This is a genomic window from Flavobacterium sp. (genome assembly GCF_035299005.1).
In the GTDB taxonomy this organism is placed as follows: domain Bacteria; phylum Bacteroidota; class Bacteroidia; order Flavobacteriales; family Flavobacteriaceae; genus Flavobacterium.
This window is the reverse complement of the sequence record NZ_DATGXL010000001.1, coordinates 145,179-164,719: the sequence shown is the minus strand read 5'-3', so window position 1 is coordinate 164,719 and position 19,541 is coordinate 145,179. Positions and strand designations below refer to the sequence as shown.

General features: G+C 30.7%; 18 protein-coding genes and 1 pseudogene. 4 read left to right on the top strand and 15 right to left on the bottom strand.

The features are described 5' to 3' along the window. Positions 1 to 43 precede the first annotated feature (43 nt). From VK164_RS00775 to xrtF, 13 genes and pseudogenes are all read right to left on the bottom strand, one after another. Positions 44 to 808, bottom strand: a complete 765-nt coding sequence (locus VK164_RS00775; protein ID WP_324207537.1) for a DUF2490 domain-containing protein — start codon at positions 806 to 808, stop codon at positions 44 to 46. Between the two features lie 5 nt (positions 809 to 813). Continuing rightward, positions 814 to 2,421 carry a SulP family inorganic anion transporter gene (locus VK164_RS00770; protein WP_324207536.1) on the bottom strand — a complete coding sequence of 536 codons (1,608 nt, stop codon included), beginning with the start codon at positions 2,419 to 2,421 and terminating at the stop codon, positions 814 to 816. Between the two features lie 14 nt (positions 2,422 to 2,435). After that, positions 2,436 to 4,253, bottom strand: coding sequence for a proton-conducting transporter membrane subunit (locus VK164_RS00765; RefSeq protein WP_324207535.1), 1,818 nt, complete (start codon positions 4,251 to 4,253; stop codon positions 2,436 to 2,438). Between the two features lie 55 nt (positions 4,254 to 4,308). Continuing rightward, a complete protein-coding gene (locus VK164_RS00760; RefSeq protein WP_324207534.1) occupies positions 4,309 to 6,804 on the bottom strand; it encodes a DUF2309 domain-containing protein in 2,496 nt (831 codons plus the stop codon). Positions 6,805 to 6,877: 73 nt separating this feature from the next. Next, the gene (locus VK164_RS00755; RefSeq protein WP_324207533.1) at positions 6,878 to 7,249 is read right to left on the bottom strand and encodes a hypothetical protein; all 372 of its coding nucleotides are present in this window, start codon (positions 7,247 to 7,249) and stop codon (positions 6,878 to 6,880) included. Positions 7,250 to 7,369: 120 nt separating this feature from the next. Further along, a complete protein-coding gene (locus VK164_RS00750; protein WP_324207532.1) occupies positions 7,370 to 7,711 on the bottom strand; it encodes a heavy-metal-associated domain-containing protein in 342 nt (113 codons plus the stop codon). A gap of 21 nt (positions 7,712 to 7,732) precedes the next feature. Further along, entirely contained in the window at positions 7,733 to 9,973 is a 2,241-nt protein-coding gene (locus VK164_RS00745) for a TonB-dependent receptor (RefSeq protein ID WP_324207531.1), read from the bottom strand. Between the two features lie 55 nt (positions 9,974 to 10,028). Continuing rightward, entirely contained in the window at positions 10,029 to 10,439 is a 411-nt protein-coding gene (locus tag VK164_RS00740) for an HYC_CC_PP family protein (RefSeq protein WP_324207530.1), read from the bottom strand. Positions 10,440 to 10,482: 43 nt separating this feature from the next. Continuing rightward, positions 10,483 to 11,088, bottom strand: a complete 606-nt coding sequence (locus VK164_RS12895) for an MBL fold metallo-hydrolase RNA specificity domain-containing protein (RefSeq protein WP_414655534.1) — start codon at positions 11,086 to 11,088, stop codon at positions 10,483 to 10,485. 180 nt (positions 11,089 to 11,268) lie between these two features. After that, positions 11,269 to 11,838: pseudogene (locus VK164_RS12890) on the bottom strand (MBL fold metallo-hydrolase); the annotation flags it as partial. Positions 11,839 to 11,844: 6 nt separating this feature from the next. Next, positions 11,845 to 12,672, bottom strand: a complete 828-nt coding sequence (locus VK164_RS00730; protein WP_324207528.1) for a restriction endonuclease — start codon at positions 12,670 to 12,672, stop codon at positions 11,845 to 11,847. A gap of 33 nt (positions 12,673 to 12,705) precedes the next feature. Continuing rightward, positions 12,706 to 13,149 (bottom strand): exosortase F system-associated membrane protein, encoded by a 444-nt coding sequence (locus tag VK164_RS00725; RefSeq protein WP_324207527.1) that lies wholly within the window; start codon positions 13,147 to 13,149, stop codon positions 12,706 to 12,708. Beyond that, positions 13,130 to 13,681 carry an exosortase family protein XrtF gene (gene xrtF / locus VK164_RS00720; RefSeq protein ID WP_324207526.1) on the bottom strand — a complete coding sequence of 184 codons (552 nt, stop codon included), beginning with the start codon at positions 13,679 to 13,681 and terminating at the stop codon, positions 13,130 to 13,132. The genes VK164_RS00725 and xrtF overlap by 20 nt, the downstream gene beginning before the upstream one ends. Positions 13,682 to 13,752: 71 nt before the next feature. Between xrtF and VK164_RS00715 the strand changes: the two genes are divergently transcribed. The 4 genes from VK164_RS00715 to VK164_RS00700 all read left to right on the top strand — a co-directional run bounded on the left by VK164_RS00715 (position 13,753) and on the right by VK164_RS00700 (position 18,200). Continuing rightward, the gene (locus VK164_RS00715; RefSeq protein ID WP_324207525.1) at positions 13,753 to 14,208 is read left to right on the top strand and encodes a GAF domain-containing protein; all 456 of its coding nucleotides are present in this window, start codon (positions 13,753 to 13,755) and stop codon (positions 14,206 to 14,208) included. A gap of 72 nt (positions 14,209 to 14,280) precedes the next feature. After that, entirely contained in the window at positions 14,281 to 15,513 is a 1,233-nt protein-coding gene (locus VK164_RS00710; protein ID WP_324207524.1) for a cation:proton antiporter, read from the top strand. A gap of 120 nt (positions 15,514 to 15,633) precedes the next feature. Next, positions 15,634 to 15,903: a 30S ribosomal protein S15 gene (rpsO, locus tag VK164_RS00705; protein ID WP_166236503.1), complete on the top strand. Its 270-nt coding sequence runs from the start codon at positions 15,634 to 15,636 to the stop codon at positions 15,901 to 15,903. Between the two features lie 137 nt (positions 15,904 to 16,040). After that, positions 16,041 to 18,200: a polyribonucleotide nucleotidyltransferase gene (locus VK164_RS00700; protein WP_324207523.1), complete on the top strand. Its 2,160-nt coding sequence runs from the start codon at positions 16,041 to 16,043 to the stop codon at positions 18,198 to 18,200. Between the two features lie 72 nt (positions 18,201 to 18,272). On the opposite strand, the gene VK164_RS00695 is transcribed toward VK164_RS00700, so the two are convergent. Then, positions 18,273 to 18,887 (bottom strand): hypothetical protein, encoded by a 615-nt coding sequence (locus VK164_RS00695; RefSeq protein ID WP_324207522.1) that lies wholly within the window; start codon positions 18,885 to 18,887, stop codon positions 18,273 to 18,275. Then, entirely contained in the window at positions 18,880 to 19,485 is a 606-nt protein-coding gene (locus VK164_RS00690) for a hypothetical protein (RefSeq protein WP_324207521.1), read from the bottom strand. The genes VK164_RS00695 and VK164_RS00690 overlap by 8 nt, the downstream gene beginning before the upstream one ends. Between the last annotated feature and the right edge of the window lie 56 nt (positions 19,486 to 19,541).

The following is a 19,541-nucleotide window of genomic DNA, read 5'->3' as shown; positions in this document are numbered from 1 at the left end:
AGAAATTCTAATCGGATTTTTTATTAAAAACTAAACTCAAAAACTACTTTCTAAAATCAAAATTTGTAATATAAGACAACCTAACAGTTGGATTACTTTCTTGTAAAGTGTTTGAAAAATTCCAAATATCCTGATGAATATAACTCAACTGAATCTGATGATTTTTGTTGAAATTATACCCAATTCCCCCAATTATTCTATTCTGATTTAAGAATGTTTTTCCAGCATTAGAGCCTAAATTCATAAAAACCTCATCTCCAAATAAAGCAAATAATTGTGTGGTTTCTGCTTTTTTTATCAAAGGATAATTAAACAGTAACATATATCGCATTCTATTTCGATATTCATAATGATCAATTGCAAGATTACCATTAGATTGAATTGCAGAAACGCCTACATAACGAAACTCATCTCTCAATCTATGCGAAACTTTCAAATCTCCACGAGTATGAACAAACGTTCCCTGAATCCAAAAATGATCTTCCGGAATTGCTATTTTATTTAATGATGGGCTCCCGTATGAATAAGTATTATAATGACTATAACCTAAACTACCCATAAAACTTTTTGTAAATTGATAATCTACCGAAGGTCTAACAAAATATTGCTGTTTTTCTGAAATCCCATTAGCATAGCGCATCGTTGCTTCAAAGGAAAAGGAAAATTTTTCAGTTATCTTATTTTTTCCAAAGTAATGAAACCAAATGTCATTATTAGTAGCTTTTTCTTGCCCAAACATAAAAGACGAACAAATCAGACTTAGCATTAATAATAACGCTAAGTCGCTTTTTTTATATATAGTATACATTCGAATTAAGCTAGTATATTTTTTCTAGAAGATTTTGGATGACTTGATAATGGTTTATGATTATCCAAACCAATTATTGTAACTGAACCACCATCAGGATGAGCTTCATAATCATGCTTAAAATGTTCTAAATTTTCCAAAACAGAATGATCTACTAATTTTGTTCTTTTCAAACAAATACTAACATGATGTCCTGGTGGAATTTCTTCTAATTTTCTTTTAATTCCTAAAAAATTTGAAAATATGGCAGCTTTATTAATCTCAACTTTATATTCATCCCCTTCAAAGGAAACCACTGTTGGTGCTTTAAAGAAAGAAGAAATTGGTGTGCCATTATACATATGAATAATCATTTTTAACAGCATTCCTACTGCAATACCAACTAATAAATCTTCAAATAATGTTACCAAAACGGTCACTGTAAAAATCAACAATTGTTCTTTACCGATATGAAGCATATGTATAAACTCATTTGGATGAGCTAATTTAATTCCTACACTAATTAACATAGCTGCTAATGCTGCATTAGGAATCATTTCTAACAAAGGTGCAGCTAACAACACGAAAAGTAAAACAAAAAATCCATGAAAAAAGTTAGCCCAACGTGTTTTTGCACCATTGTTTACATTTGAAGAACTACGGGCTACTTCAGAAATCATTGGCAATCCACCCAATAAACCAGCAAAAGTATTACCAATTCCTACAGCAATCAGATCTTTATTTGCGTTTGATTTTCTTTTGTATGGATCTAATAAATCAATTGCTTTAACAGTTAATAACGACTCTAAAGTTCCAACCAAAGCAAACATAATCACATACTTAATAAACAATCCTGTTTGATTAATTCCTGAAAAATCGGCATTAAGATTAATATTATCAATTAAACTCCCTATTTTAACTAAGGCATAAGGTGGTTCAGAATGTGCAAAATCCATAAATAATTCAGCTGGAATTGCAAAAAGCAACACGACTAATGGTGCAGGAATCATTTTTATATTTTTATTCTTAATATATGGCCAACCCAGCATTATAGTCAAACTCACTAGGCCAATTATGCTTGCTTTAGCATCTAAATTTATAATAAACTTTGGGATATGAACTAATAATTCAATTGGCCCCATTCCTTTTGCTAATGCAGGATTATCATTTAATAAAACAGGGATTTGCTTAGCAATGATAATGATTCCAATAGCAGCCAACATTCCATGAATAGTCGAAAGTGGAAAAAAATCTGCTAATTTTCCTAATTTAAAGATTCCGAATAAAATCTGGATAATTCCTGCAACAACCATAGCTCCGAGTGCCAATTTCCAACCAAGATTATTATCTCCTTGACCAAATTCAGCAACTGCACCGGCAACAATAACAATTAAACCCGCCGCTGGCCCTTTTATCGTTAACCTTGAGCCCATAAAAAAAGAAACTACAATACCGCCAATAATAGCAGTGATTAATCCCATTATTGGAGGAAACTCAGATGCTTTTGCTATTCCTAAACTTAGTGGCAATGCCAATAAAAACACGATAAAACCAGAAATAGCATCTGTTTTAAAATTTTCTTTTAAGCCTGCTAATCCATCAGCAGGTATATATTTTTTTATTTTTGAATTCATATTTTTATAAAATTTTAAGATGATTTATAAGGCAACTCATGATATGTTTTAACATGTGGCCCTAAAAATAAACGTGCATAAATTCGTATTCCTGCGATTCCAGAAACGATGAAACTTGAAGAAACAAAAAATGCTAAAAAAACTTGGTTACTACCGATATGACTAAAAATCAAATCTTCACCAATAAATGTTGTAGTAATTGGAAAACCAGTAATTCCTAATGTTGCCAATAAAAAGAAAAACGCAAATTTAGGATGCTCATAAATGTGTCCTAAATACTGATTGATTAAAATTCGCATTTCCATCTTTTTCAGTTTTAGTAAAGCCACATATCCTATAATTCCAGCAATTACAATTCCTGTTAAGTAAACTAAGATTTCACCAACACTAACCTTTTCATTAAAAACAATAGCTAGCGCAATCCAAAAATGATTTAACACAATTAAAATCCATGCTAAAAAAGGACTTTTTCGTTCTGAAAATGATTTAAAAACAAAAACTAATCCTATGAATGCAAATAGTTCTGGTAAAATAGAAATTAATTGTACTGGTAAATTCAATTTGAATTTATAAGCTAAAAAACCTAAAACATATAGTGGTACAAAGAAATAATACACTCGATTAATATTTAAAAAATCTAATGTTTTTCCTATTGTTTTTAATGGTTTCCATAAAATTAAATTTTGAAAACTCTCTAAGTTAAATTCTTTTAAAGCTAAAATGTACAATGTGTTTTCAATTTTCTTTGGAAATAAAAAAGTTGTTTTGTTTTCTTTTGGTTGAAAGTTATAAAACTGATCTCTAATTAAATAGCTCACAACGGAAGGTGAAACCAACAATTGATAGGTTCTTAAAAAGGCATTTCCTGCAAAATGAATCAAAGCTAGCGTTTCTAAACCAAGTGCTATTTCAATAAATATAATTCCAATTTGAGAAATAGAACTGTAAGCAACCTGACTTTTAACAGAAGATTGAACTCTAGCCATCAATGAAGCCGCTATACTAGTAATCAATCCCATTAAACCTATTGCAATTCGCATTGAAGTTTGGTGCTCCCAAAATGGATATGTTCTCAACATTAAGAAAACTCCTAAATGCACCGAAAGTGAACCATAAAAAATTGCACTTGAAGGTGTTGGTCCTTCCATAGCTCTTGGCAACCAAGATGAGAATGGAATTTGTGCTGATTTTGCAGCAGCAGCACAGGCCAAACTCAAGGCAATGAAAACACCAATTAACGAATGACTTTGCAAGTGTTCATTAACCAATCCATAGTTATTTAACTTCATGAATGTAATATTTTCATGAAATAAATGATGGCTTGCCCACATAGTTAGAATCAATCCTACATCACCTATCCTGTAAATTGAAAAAACTTTAAAAGCGTTTTTAACGGGTAAATAACGTTCTCTGTAAAAAGCTATTAATAGAAATGAAGAAATTCCGATGATTTCCCAACCAATAAAAAGAGTTTCAAAATTCCCAGATAATATGGCTAAATTATACCCAAAAAAGAAAAACAAAACCGTATTAAAAAATCGTTTGTATCCTTTTTCTCTATGCAAATAATAACGACTATAGGTTGTAATCATTGAGGTTAGTAAAGCACCCACAAATAAATAAACCGCAGAAATTTTATCAAAATAAAAATCAATAAAGAATTCATAATTTGCAGTTTTTAAAAAAGTAATCTCCTTTAAATTCAAATCAATAGCTCCCTGAAAAATCCATATAAAAATAAAAATTACTAAAGCTATTAATTGTATAAAAACAGTACCGAATGCGGTCCAAGAAATTAACTTTTCTTTCGCCTCAGGTATCAGTAAACTCATTATAAACCCCAACAGAGGTAATAATAAAAAATATTGAAGTATATCGTTCATCGTATTAAGCATTAGTTAGAATTCCTATCGGAAGATTTTCTTTTGTTTTTTCAAACAACTTAAGTTCATTTTTGATATAATGTGCCTCTTTTGAAACCGTTTTATATACTACAAACTCTTCACTATTAAAAACAAACATCTCTTTCGATTCTGGATGAATAGCTATTAATTTTACCCAATCATTCTTAAACCATTCATAAGTTGCTGGGTTTTTGCTTATCGCATATTTCACTTTATCTGGAAAATGTTCTGCTATAACTAACAACCTAACTGGATCATGAACTTCAATCATTTGACTTGGTAATCCTGGTCGTAAATCACCGTCGATTCCATTTGCAACGCCGATAAGTCCCATAACATTATGTGGTAATTTAGAACCTGCACCCAACTTTTGATTATCAACTCTAGAAAAATAATATTCTAAGTTTATTCCTCCGCCAACTGGTGCAATTGCTCCTAGAATAACGGCTAAATAATCTCCCGATTGATCAACTTTATAATCGAAAGAGTTTAAAAATGAACGTCTATCTAAAAATAATTGTTTTGACAAATTTCTTCTTCCTACAATACACATTGCGTTTGTTGCATGATTCAATTCAGGTCTTGGTTCAAATAATGAAAGTGACCGTTTTTTTACTTTTTCATGTACTATTTCAAGTGGCTCATTTGTATCTATTGTGTCAAAACGTCTTGAGCGCTCTTTTGCATTATTCTCTAAAGCTTTTGCGAATGTTATTACATTTTGATGGTGTAATGCTTTATTGGCTTCGCTTAATGTATCTTCATCATAAAAAGCAATTTCATCACGAGTTGTATCGTGTAAAGCAGGTAGAAACTGTGTAGAAACTGGAATATCAATACCTCTTAATTTCAACAATTCTCTTACTTTCATATGATTTGCTGCAAAAGAGGCTACTTTAGCATTTACCGAACTCGGTCTTCCACAACAAGCACCACAATCATAACCTGCATAGTGTGTATTGTTTATGCTTGTAGCTCCATGGCCAACCACGTAAACTATTGGTGAAAAATTTTCAACTAAGCCTATACTTTTTAACAACCCTTCTACTCGATCCGCCATTTCTTCTACAGAAAATCCAACTTGAAGATTTTCTTCTTTTTTATTTATATCAAAATTTTCGATAATCAATTTTGATTTTTTATGCAAATGTTTAAAAGAAGCCGTAGTAGCTGGTGACATCGAAGGCTTGAAAATATTCAAAAACAGCTTAAAAGCAGCAGAAAAACCTAATGTTTGACTAATTATCCAACCAAAAAAAAGTGAATGTGATTGTTTGTGATAATGCAAATCTGTTGCTTGCTTTTTCTTTCTGTACTCTTCTTTGATTAAATATTTTGGAGTTACCGGAGCTGGACATAACTTCGTATGAAATTTCCCGTTAACTGGTTGAAAATAAAACTCGAAATTGAAAAACGCAGGTGTTCCAAACGTTGCAGCATTATTATCAAAATGTTCTACATGTCTTCTAAAAGAACATTCTCTGTCATCCATACAAAATAATCCTTGAAAAGTTGGAACTTCTTCTGAATCATTTTCTTTAACATGTTGCACATTTGATAAAACTTGGTCGTAAAAACTCCATTCAAATGCTTGTTGCCACAAAGAAAGTACGTCAAAAAGTTCATTATATCTTACGGTTTCAAACAAATTGAACTCTTCTGGCCTAACTTTTAAACCAAGTGGAGACCAATTGCTATTAAATTTTTTATCTAAAGCATCAATCTCTAAAAGCAGTTCAAATCTGACTAATTCTTCAAAAGTAATCGTCTTTGTATCTAGTAAAGAAGTTGGATTAGACTCAATAGTTGCAATCATTCCGCTCCATCCAGGATGTGAAAATTGCTGATCAAAAAGATATTGTTCAAACAGCTCTTCTTTTCCAACAATAATTTCTAATAATTGGGTTATTGAAGCATTACTATTTAGTAATTCTTTAGCTCTTTTTGAAGTAAAAATTCCTTTAAAAGAATTGTTTTCAATTGCTTTAATTGATGCTAAAAATCCTTGATCATGAATCGGAAAATTCCACATTGCAATTCCTTGATCCAAGTAACTACACAATACACGAAATAGTATGCTATGAGTTGATTTTTCAAGATTAATTGCATACTCTTTTTTCCAGTGCGAGCGCAAACTTCCAATTCTTGGATTAATTGACTCATCGTAGTTTTGATGTATCAATTTTTCTTTCCATTGGTCTAAATTAGATTGTCCTTTAGATTCAATTAAAATCTTATCTAAAACCTTTTCATTAATTTCAGAATTAGCATATCGTTGTCTAAAATCTTCTAAAGAAAGATAGGTTTTATAACCAAAAATTGTAGTAGCTTCTCGTAAAGCTTCATGAAAATTTTTATCCTGAAAAGCATGCAAAGTATTATGATGCACAAAATCTTTCAACGGATTTTGCGCTGGTAAAAAATGAGTTAAGTGATGAAGAACTGTATGTTCATCAAAACTCCCGTTATGTGTTTTCATTTTTAAATGAAATTGAATTAATACTTAATTTATTATTTCAAGAATTACTTGAAATTATTAAAATAACATTGTATTAAGACAGGTGAAACTTCCAATTACAGAATAAATCATATAACGGAATAGTTTCTTTTGTAGAAAAATAAGGCTTATAAAAAAGTTTTGATTGATTCTCAATATTTAAAAACCCAACAAAACAAGTTGTAAATTCTGAATTATACCACTCTAATTCGACTTCAAATTCTGGTTCTAATTCTGTAATTACAAAGTCATTTTCTGCAACTTCTGTGGTAATAAAATGCGAAAACTCTTTTGCCGAATTTCCTTTTATAGCTATTTTATTATCAGAAGATAATGTTTCTTTTTTAATGTTTGGAACAGCACCAATAGCCCACATCGATAATGTGAGTAATGGGAATAAAAACATAAACTTCTTCAACTTGCTCAAAATGTATTGCCTTTTTACCTAAAAGTAAGACAAAAGTAATGGATTAATTCTTGTGGAAATATTTTTTTAAGATTAATTTATAAAAAAATCCCGAAAATAAGCTTTCGGGATTTTCTTAAATTATAATCGTTCATAGTTACAACAACTATGAAGTTTATCATAATCTTCATCTTTTGCTTTAATAATTTCGGTGTCATGTCCTACTTTTGCAATTGCTTTTGCTACATCTTCGACAGAACATTTAGTTTCATCAATTATTAAATGAATATCTTGGTGATCGGCATGCCAGTCTGCACTTTTTACTCCTTTTACAGAAAAAGCTGCTTTTTCAATACGCTTTTCACACATTTCACAATTTCCCGCTACTTTAATTTCGGCTTTTTTGTTTTTACTCTTTTTCTCTTGAGCCACTGCTGAAATTGAGAAAAAAGCTACTAGAACTGCTATTATAATATTTTTCATATTAAGGTGTTTTTGAGTTAATTATTTAATTTTAAATCGTAATCCTGCGTAGTACATAGCCCCAAATGTTGGTCCATATATCATACTACTATCAAAATATGAGCCAAACGGACTCTCATTCTGAACTATACCGTTATTTTGTTTATAATTACCAATATTTTCGCCTCCAATATACATTTCAAATGTACTTGAAAAAGTACGAGTAATTTGAGCATTCATAACAGCAAATGCTGGTGCATAATCAGCTAATTGATATATTGTGGGGTTCATAGTTGTATCTGGTAAACGTTGTTCACCTAACCAATTGTATGTAAAATCAAATTTCCATTGCTGTCCTTTATCTTTGATATGTGTTTCAAATGATAAATTTCCAAAAAATCGATGTTTTGCTTGTAATGCTTTTTGTAATTGTCCCGTCGAGTATTGGGTTTGAACATCATAATACTTATAGGCCGTTTTGAAATTCAAATGCTTAATTAACTCAATACTAAACTCTGCTTGAAACGAATTAGCAAAACTTTTACCATCTAAATTATAAAATAAAACTTGCTGTGCATTTGCATCAATATCAACCACTGCTTGATTTTGAAAGTCAGTAACGTAATAATCTAATATTACTTCAGAGCTCATTCCTAAAAGTTTGAATTTTTGAATAAAACTTAATCCATAATTCCAAGCAATTTCTGGATTTAAGCCGTATAATTTCCCATCAGAATTAAGTATTGAAAAATCTCTTGAAGAAGCAAAAAGTTGTTGATTTTCAGCAAAAATATTAGCGGCGCGTTTTCCTCTTCCGATAGAAGCTCTAATCACAGCTTGTTCCCATGGATTATATCTAATGTGCAACCTTGGTGTTACAAAAGTTCCCAGTCTGTTATGATGATCAGCCCTAGCTCCTGCTACCAAACTAAAATTGTTTAAATTGTCAAAAGTATATTCAAAAAAGGCACCAATTGAATTATCAATTCGAGAAAAATCTTGATTAAAATTCACATTTACTACTTCATCATATTTATCATAAGCAAAATTGATCCCTGTTGTAAATTTATTCTTTGTATTTGATATAATTGAATTGAATAAAAGATTTGAATAGAAACTCTTTTGATGAATATTATATTGGTTTAACCCAAAATATGATTCTTGTTTGTGTGCTTGAAATGAATTTTGAAAACCAAAACTTTGATAAGGCATTTCGGGAAAAACATAACCGGTTTTATTTGATATCTCAATTTTTTCAGTATTTACTTCACTTCCCCAAGCATTTGTGGTTAATTTATCAGTATCTGGATTAAAATCGACTTCTCCGGCTTGCTTTTCATCATTCATATAACGCAAGTTTAAAAAACTAACCCATCCGTTCTCGGCATCATTATATTGCCAACGATTCAAAATATTTACTTGTTTGCCAATTGGGTTGTCTAAAAAACCATCATCATTCATATCGTTTCTACTTTGTCTTGTATTTCCGTGAAGGAATAAAGTAGCACTCAATTTATCTGAATATTTATGGTTGAAATGTGTATTTAATTCATATCTACTATCTTGAGAACCATAAACATTTAAGAAAAAAGGAATGTCGTTAACTGGTTTTAATACTTCATAATTAATTTGTCCAGAAATACTTTCGTAACCATTAATAACACTTCCTGCACCTTTGGTAATTTGGATACTTTCTACCCAAGTACCTGGTACAAAAGACAATCCATATGCCTGAGAAGCTCCACGAACAGAAGGAATATTTTCTTCCGCAATTAAAATATATGGACTGGTCAAGCCCAACATTTTAATTTGTTTATTTCCGGTAACTGCATCCGAAAAATTTACATCTATAGATGGATTTGTACTAAAACTTTCAGACAGATTACAACAAGCCGCTTTTAACAACTCTTTTTGACCCATTGTTTGAACATTAGTTACTTTATAAAGTGAATGTTCGGTACTTCGTTTAGTTTTTGAAATAGTAACTTCTTTAAGATTATTTACTTCTTTAAGAATAATTGTAAGGTTTTCTGTGGATGAAACTTCGATTTTTTGTGTTTCAAAACCTTCATAACTAATTTCTAAAACAGAAAATTCAGTAGATTTTTCAATTGAAAAATTACCTTTTTCATCAGTTGTAGTTCCTGATGTTGAGTTTTGCCAAATGATATTTGCTCCTAATAATGGTTGTTTTTTTTCGTCTACAACTATTCCTTTAATTATTTCTTGAGCGGAAGCTACTGAAGAGATAAAGAATAGCAATAACGCTATTTTTTTAAACATAATACTATTGTTTATTGTTAAAATTCAGTGATTTACAGAATAAAAAACAATAAACTTATGCGTAAAAAATTAGTTGACAATACAGTTCATAGAGTGGTGGTGCGTGAGAATCGCAATAAAAATCTACGGCTGATGCATGTGAAATGTTTTTTCCGGTTGAAAAAAAATGTGGTTTCCAATTAGATACCAAGATTGAAGCGTCTAAATCTAATTGAAAGGTTTTTACCAATATATCATCGGTTTTCTTTTCGACTTTTATTACTTTATTAGAACAACAAGAATCATGAGAAGTAGCTTTTGCACAACAAGAAGTAGTTTTTTCAACACAAGGCTCTTCTTTTTGATATTGGAAAGAAATGGATGCAATTTCATCTTTACAATAATGCACAGAAAAACTCAAACCTAAATTGGCAAGCAAAATAAGTGAAGCTAATACAATACTTATGTGTTTTCTAAAATTCATCATGGCAAAAGTAGGAAATCAAAAAGTATTTTTTATAAAAAAAAATCTAAATTTCTATTATTTGACCTAAAAATGGTGCTTGACTATCAAAACCATAGCGTTCTTTTACTTTTAATCGCAACTCATCAGCGGCTTCATTTTCACCATGAACTAAGAAAACTTTTTTTTGTTTTATTGACAAATCAGATAGCCAATTCAATAAATCATTTTGGTCTCCATGTGCAGACAAGCTTTCAATTAAAAGAATATTTGCCAAAACTGGATAATATTTTCCATAAATCTTAATTTCGGGAGCACCTTCTAATAATTTTCTACCACGAGTTCCTTCCGCTTGATAACCTACTAGAGTTACCGAAGTTTCAGGTTTATCTATTAAGTGTTCTAAATAAGATAAAACTCTTCCTCCAGTAATCATTCCACTTGCTGCAATAACTACTTTTGGCCGTTTATCATATACTGCATTCATACTGTCTTGAAAATCGGAAATTAAAGTAAATATTTTACACATTTCATCACATTCTTCAATCGAAAGTTTATGCCATAGGCTATTGTCTTTAAAAACATCTAAAACACTAATTCCCATTGGAGTGTCGATTATATATGGAATATTAGGAATCCTATCCTCCTTTTTAAGCTGCCAAATCAAATACATCATCGTTTGCACTCTTTCCACAGCAAAACTTGGAATTACGACAGTTCCGCCTTTGTTAAAAGTGTTATTAATAATGGTTTCTAATTCAAATAATGAATCTGTTTGAGGATGTAGTCTATTACCATATGTGCTTTCTAAAAAAATATAATCTGCTTTTTGAGGTCTTTGGGGAGGAAACATCAATACATCATCATCTTGACCAAGATCTCCAGAAAAAATTAATATTTTTCCATCAATATGCAACTCTATCGAGCAAGCTCCTAAAATATGACCTGCATAAAAGAATTTAAAAAAAACACTATCATTTAATTGAATTTCTAAATCTCTTTCAACCACTCTAAACTTTGGAATTACAGCATCTACATCTTCAGTTGTGTATAAAGGCTCTGCTGGCATATGTTTAGAGTACTGTTCTTCATTAGCTTTTTTAGCTTCCTCCTCTTGAATTTTTGCACTATCATATAAAATCAATCTTGAAATTTCTTTTGTAGGTCGAGTGCAGAAAATTTTACCTTCAAAACCTTCAGCAACAAGCCTTGGCAACCAACCACAATGATCTAAATGTCCGTGTGTTAATAGTACATAATCTATTGTTTCAGGCAGAATAGCTAATGGTTCACGATTTAACTCACGTAATGATTTTATTCCTTGAAACATTCCGCAATCAATTAAAATTCGAAGATTGTTAAACTCTATTAATGTTTTTGAACCCGTTACAGTTCCTGCACCTCCTAAAAAATGAATTTTCATAATTTTCTATTTTGCGATTAGTTGATTTGCTTCTTTTAAAATGTTTTTAATCCGGTTATGACTTAGCTCTATTTTATTTAAAATAGACGAATTAGCAACCAAATCTTTTACCGTAATACAATCTAAAATTAATAATTTATCTTTCTCCGTTTGTGTCAATGTAGTTAAGCATGTAATTGGATAAACAGCGTATAAATCGATGATTTCTTTTATTCCTTTTTTTGGAGGATAATCCCAACTCAACATTTTTAATCCAGAACATTCACCAAACTGAATAGCGTCAGTAGTAAAACGATTATTGGTAACAATTATGCAGTCCGATATAGTTTCATTAGTCAAAAACAAATGATGTTTTCTATTCTTTACATCATTAAATCTTGACAAAATATACATTGGAACTTTTACATCCGTTTTTGCATCTTGACCAGAATGAAACTTACATTCAATCATAGAAATTGTATACTCTTTTTTTAGTAAAACATCTATTTCGTGTGAGATACAATTACCATTCAAAGAAACATTAGTTCTGGTCTGAAATTTTTGTTCTTGATATATTTTAGCGATAAATTTTTCAAAGAAAAACCCAGCAGGTCCGAGTGCCATCAAAGCTGCTCTAAGATTATAACGAGCTGCGTGCGCATTAGAGATACTTTTTAGTAATTGATATGCTAATTTGTATATTTTTTTTGAAGCTATTCCTTCATATAATTCACTTTCAATTTTTTTTACGATAGCTTCGGCCACAGCTTTATCTGCACCAGATTTTCGGAGGGAATTAATTAGTTTTTGCTCGTCATAATGAACCAATTCACCAGAATACTTTGTAACTTTCATAATCAATAGATTATTACATAAAGATACAAAAAATTAGCGAACCATTTGCTGATAATAAAAAGCAGGAATAAAAAGCACTAAAAAAAGAGGCTGTATTAAAAAACGTCTCAAATAAAACAACACAAGATAATCAGGCTGTTTAGAAAAATGCAGTACACCAAAAAAAAGAAGCATCAATATGACAAACAAAACCACAAACAGTAAAGCAGAAAACTTTACTAGTTGTAATTGTTTAAATAACAAATAAATAATTCCTAGCGAAAGGATAGTATTCAACACATATCTAAAGAAAAGGCCTAAAAATAATTTTACAGTATTAAAACTTGGTAATGGCTTATTTTGATAATCATATTTAAAAAATTGCAAAAATGGATCGTAAAAAAGTTGGTTTTCAAAAGCACGAACAAACACCAATCCTAAAATGGCTAAAAAAAGTAGCAAAACGCGTTTTCTATCTTTACGAATTTCTTTTAGCATAGCCCGAAAATTTGGTTACCCACAAAATCCATAATAAAAAAACGACTCCGTATATAAATAATGGAAAAATAGTTCCATGCAAAATTTCCTCATATTCAGGGTAATAATATAACGCGAAAGAGAGCAATGCTATTCGAATAATATTTAAAATATGTATTAAGATGATTCCAAAAATAATATATAATCCTGTTTTTTTCCATTGAGTCGAAAAGGCAAAAATAAATGCCGCAAACAAAATCATTACACTAATTGCATTACATCCCTCAATAACACGAGCAACATATTTGTTGTTATAAAAAATCTTAATTGATGGTTCAAATTCATGACGAAATGATTTTGTATTTTCTACAAATACACCCATTAATTTTTCTGTCTGATTTGCAACAACTTGGGTAAAAGAATCAACCTCATTTTTGGTTACATCATATTGATTTAAATACATTTTATAAACAAATGTAAAAACCACATAAAAAAGGAGAAACTTTAATAAAAAAGTAAAGAAAGGTCTATATTGAGAAAAATTATTTTTCAAATCTTGTATTTTTAACAAAAATATAGATTTTTTAATACGAAGGAATAAATACTTTTGTAAAAAAATAAAAAATGCCTTTTGAAAATTTAAAACCATTAGTTTCTGCAATTGTTTCTGAAGAAAACACAACTAGAGACGAAAAACTTTTATCTATTTGTCAATTATTAACCGATTCCATTGAATACTACAATTGGGTTGGTTATTATTTTGCAAATCATGAAAATCAAACACTACATTTAGGCCCATATGTTGGAGCAGAAACAGATCACGCTGTAATTCCTTTTGGAAAAGGAATTTGTGGACAAGTAGCTGTTTCTAATAATAACTTTGTTGTTCCTGATGTAGCAGCACAAGACAACTACATTGCTTGTAGTTTTACAGTAAAATCGGAAATTGTTGTACCTCTTTTTGTAAACGGAATTAACATCGGACAAATCGACATTGATTCACATGTTTTAAATCCATTTACTGAATTGGACGAAAGATTTTTAGAATTTGTCAATCTTGAAGTTTCTAAATTATTTTAGCGAAACAACAACATCTCAACCTTAATTTAATATATTTGTCTGATTTTTAACATAAATAGACTAATTCATCTTATGCCATTCAACGTCCCAAGTTTAGAACTTCCTTTTTTTGCCAACTTACTTATACTGTTAGTTTTAGCAAGACTTTTTGGCGAAATAATGGAACGTTTTAAACAACCAGCAATGATTGGTGAAATACTGGCTGGTGTTTTACTTGGACCAACTGTCTTAAATTTTATCCACCGAACCGAAGAATTAAAAGTTATCTCCGAACTAGGTGTATTTTTATTGGTAATTATAGCTGGATTAGAAATTCATTTAGATGAAATTGTCAAATCAATGAAAGGTAGAAATATAGTTATTTCAATATCTGCCTTTTTCATACCTATAGTTTTAGGTTATTTAGTCGGTAGTTATTTTGGGCAAGATGTTATGTCAACTATTTTCATAGGACTTTGCGTTGCTATCACAGCACTACCTGTTAGTATTCGAATTCTAATGGATTTAGGAAAACTAAATTCTCCTGTAGGCCAAAAAATTATTTCTGTAGCTATCTTTGATGATGTGATTGCTTTGACAATTTTGGGAATTTTATTAGACATCAAAGATGTTGAACCTACTTTTGCAAACATTACTCAAGCTACGATTTTTACAGTTTTAAAATTAACTTTCTTTTTACTAATAATTATTTTAACTTATAAAATGATTCAGAAATTAGCTCAAAAAGAGAATTTTATAGAAAACCAGTTAAATAATATCTTAAGTTTTTTAAAAGGAAAAGAATCCTTATTTGCGGTATTTTTTGTTTTTATTCTAATTTTTGCAACTATTACAGAAAGCATTGGACTACACTTCATCATTGGTGCATTCTTTGCTTCCATGCTGATTTCAAAAGAATTGGTTGGAGAAAAACATTTAGAAACATTTCACAATACTACTAACAGTATGGCAATGGGGTTTTTGGCACCAATCTTTTTTGCTGGAATAGGATTAGAATTTCAATTTTCGTCTATTCAAAATTATCCGTTATTATTAGCAATAATTGCAGTATCCTTTCTGTCAAAAATTATCGGAGGATATATTGGAGGTCGATTTGCCCGTTTAAATCATAAAGTTTCTTTAGCCTTAGGAATTGGATTAAACGCAAGAGGAATCATGGAATTAGTAATTGCAAACATAGCTTACAAAGCAGGAATTATCAATACCGAAATTTTTTCAATGCTTGTAATTATGGGCCTTATTACAACACTATCAACACCATTCTTACTAAAAAGAGCATTTAAATCTATTGATAAAGTTGCTTAATTATTAAAATTAGAAAAATAATTTATAATTTATAATTCATAATTCACAATTATTGTTACCTTTGCATCCGAATTGCAACCATACAATTCATACATAAAAATCATTTAAAATAATATTGGCATGTACTTGACAAAAGAAACTAAAGCTGAAATCTTCGCTAAACACGGAGGAAAAGCTGAGAACACTGGATCTGCTGAAGGGCAAATCGCATTATTTACATTTAGAATTTCTCACTTAACTGAGCACTTGAAAAAAAATCGTCATGATTTCAACACTGAGCGTTCGTTAGTGCTTTTAGTAGGTAAAAGAAGAAGTCTTCTTGACTACTTAAAAAAGAAAGATATCAACAGATATCGTGAAATTATTAAAGAATTGAATATTAGAAAATAATCAACTAAAGGGGCTTCGTGCCCCTTTTTGTTTTATTTATATTGACAGAAAAAGTTTGGTTTTTCATTGGGTTACAAACAACTACACACACAACAACAACACAACTGACCCTTTGTTTAATTTAGAATTAAAAATTTATGATTCCAAAAGTATTCCAAGAAGTTATCGATTTAGGTGACGGAAGAAGCATCACTATCGAAACTGGAAAATTAGCCAAACAAGCAGATGGATCTGTTGTTGTTCGTATGGGCGATGCCATGTTATTAGCAACAGCAGTATCTGCAAGAACATCAAATCCTGGTGTTGATTTTTTACCTTTAACGGTTGATTATCGCGAAAAATTTGCAGCAGCAGGTCGTTTTCCTGGTGGTTTCTTCAAAAGAGAAGCACGTCCAAGTGACAGCGAAGTATTAACCATGAGATTAGTAGACCGTGTATTGCGTCCACTTTTCCCAGATGATTACCATGCTGAAACACAAGTAATGATTCAATTAATGAGTCACGACGAAAACGTTATGCCAGATGCATTAGCTGGATTAGCTGCTTCTGCAGCATTAGCGGTTTCAGACATTCCTTTTTATAACTTAATTTCCGAAGTTCGTGTTGCACGTATTGATGGAAAATTTGTTATCAACCCAAGTAGAGAAGAATTAGAGCAATCAGACATCGACATGATGATTGGAGCTTCTATGGATTCTGTGGCTATGGTTGAAGGAGAAATGAAAGAAATTTCAGAAGCAGAAATGGTAGAAGCTATCAAATTTGCTCACGAAGCTATCAAAATTCAAATTCAAGCACAAGAGCGTTTAAGAACAGCTATTGGCTCTCCTGCTTACAGAGAATATGAAGGTGAAAAAGAAGATGAAGCTATTTACAAAAAAGTAAAAGAAGCTGCATACGACAAATGTTATGCAATTGCTCAAGAAGCTTCTGGAAAAAGTGAAAGAGGCGAAAAATTTGCTGCTGTAAAAGAAGAAGTAAAAGCTTTATTTACAGAAGAAGAATTAGCTGAAAACGGAGATTTAGTAGGAAAATATTTCTACAAAACTAACAAAGAAGCTGTTCGAAATGTAATCTTAGAAAAAGGTTTACGTTTAGATGGAAGAAAAACAACTGAAATCAGACCAATTTGGTGTGAAACTGATTATTTACCTTCTGTTCACGGCTCATCTTTATTTACACGTGGAGAAACTCAAGCTTTAGCGACAGTTACTTTAGGAACTTCAAGAGAAGCTAACCAAATAGATTCCCCATCTGAACAAGGTGAAGAAAAATTCTATTTACATTATAACTTCCCTCCTTTCTCAACTGGTGAAGCAAAACCTTTAAGAGGAACTTCAAGAAGAGAAGTAGGTCACGGAAACTTAGCACAACGCGCTTTAAAAAATATGATTCCTGCAGATTGTCCTTATACAATTCGTGTAGTTTCTGAAGTATTAGAATCGAATGGTTCTTCTTCAATGGCTACAGTTTGTGCGGGTACAATGGCGTTAATGGATGCTGGAGTTCAAATGGTAAAACCAGTTTCTGGTATTGCTATGGGATTAATTACTGACGGTGAAAAATTTGCGGTATTGTCTGATATTTTAGGAGATGAAGATCACTTAGGAGATATGGACTTTAAAGTAACTGGAACTGCTGACGGTATTACAGCATGTCAGATGGACATCAAAATTGATGGTTTACGTTATGATATCATGGAACAGGCATTAGGTCAAGCGCGTGAAGGTCGTATGCATATTTTAGGAAAAATTACTGAAACTATTGCAACTCCTAGAGCAGAAGTAAAACCAAAAGCACCAAAAATCATTACAAGAACTATTCCTGGAGCTTTCATTGGAGCCCTAATTGGTCCTGGTGGAAAAGTAATTCAAGAATTACAAAAAGCAACTGGAACTACAATAGTAATCAACGAAGTAGATGAGCAAGGTGTTGTTGAAATTTTAGGAACAAGTCCAGAAGGAATTGCAACTGTTTTAGCTAAAATTGACTCTATCATCTTTAAACCAGTAATGGGAGAAGCTTACGAAGTAAAAGTAATTAAAATGTTAGATTTTGGCGCAGTTGTAGAATACACGCAAGCACCAGGAAACGAAGTATTATTACACGTATCTGAATTAGCTTGGGAAAGAACCGAAAATGTTACTGATGTTGTAAACATGGGAGATGTGTTTATGGTAAAATACTTAGGTGTTGACCCAAAAACCCGTAAAGAAAAAGTATCAAGAAAAGCACTTTTACCAAGACCTCCAAGAGAAGAAAAACCAATTGAAAAAAAGGACAAACCACAAGGTTAATACTTTAATTATTAGTTCATATAAAAGCCCCCCAATTCAATTATGAATTGGGGGTTTTAATTTTAATACCAACTAAAAATTCCAACTCCCCGACAATCCAAAATTAATTGAAGAACCACCAAAATTCTTTTCAACTTTGGTGTTAAACAAATCATAAGGAGCATATTGATAATTGCAGTGCAAACCAAAACCATATAATATTATTTTTAGTCCTTGGCTAAATCCTATTGTATTCAAAGCAGGTTTTAAATCTAAATCTTCATAAACTTCATTTTCAGGCTTTGAGTAATAAAGATACTTCCAACCAATTCCTGTATTTGTTTCGATATGGAAATTTTCATTCTTTGATTGAATTAAAAATCGAGTATAACGAAACCCTAAGAAAAAAGCAGATTTACTACCATCTAATTGAATATTTTCATCCCCAACTTTATAATCAACATTGTTTCCTTTCACAATTCCACTTAATTCAGCACCAAAATCAATAAACTGGCGTTTTGCTATTTTAGTACGCATATAATAAGCAGTTGTAACTGAACTCTCATATTTATCAGCTAAATCACCAATTGGTTTACCATAACTAACTTCAATTATATTTCTTTTAAAAATATCAATTTTTGGAAAAACAATGGTATCTTGAGCGCAAATAGAACCACTCATAAAAAATAAAACTAATAACTTATTCATCTTTTAAAATTTTAAATCTATAATCAAATCTCGAACTATGACCACCCCCAAAAACAAACAGCATTCCCTCATTTACATTATGTTCTTCAAATATAACCTCATTATCATTTGACAAATAAACCGAGTATTTTGTCATTTGCTTACTCATAAAAAGTATTGGAAAAGTAATTGTCTCATAATTAGTATAAAAAACAAACCTCTTATTATATTGCTTCCCATAAAATTTTAAGACATATTGCTTCTGCAATTTGTCTTTAAATTTCAAATACAATTCTTTCTGATTAATTTCAAGATGAATTGGTTTTGAAAAATCAATATCATTTTTATTTGAAAAATCTTTTATAAAACTCCGTGTAACTATCCTATTGTCATATTGTGTAGTAATTGTATCCAATTTGTCATAAAATCGAACCGATAATGATTTTGGGAATCTTATAAATTCCTCTTTATTAATTTGATTTTGCACACTACAAGATGTCAAAAAAAACAAAAAAAAGAAACGCCATTTCCGCTTGAAATATTGGTTCACCAACGTCGAATATCTTTGTAAATCCATTAAACAAAATGAATTTAAAATTTCACCATTAATTTTTTTCATATCAAATACTATTAATTAGTTAAGAAAGAGCATCAAAATTCTGATGTTTTTCACAA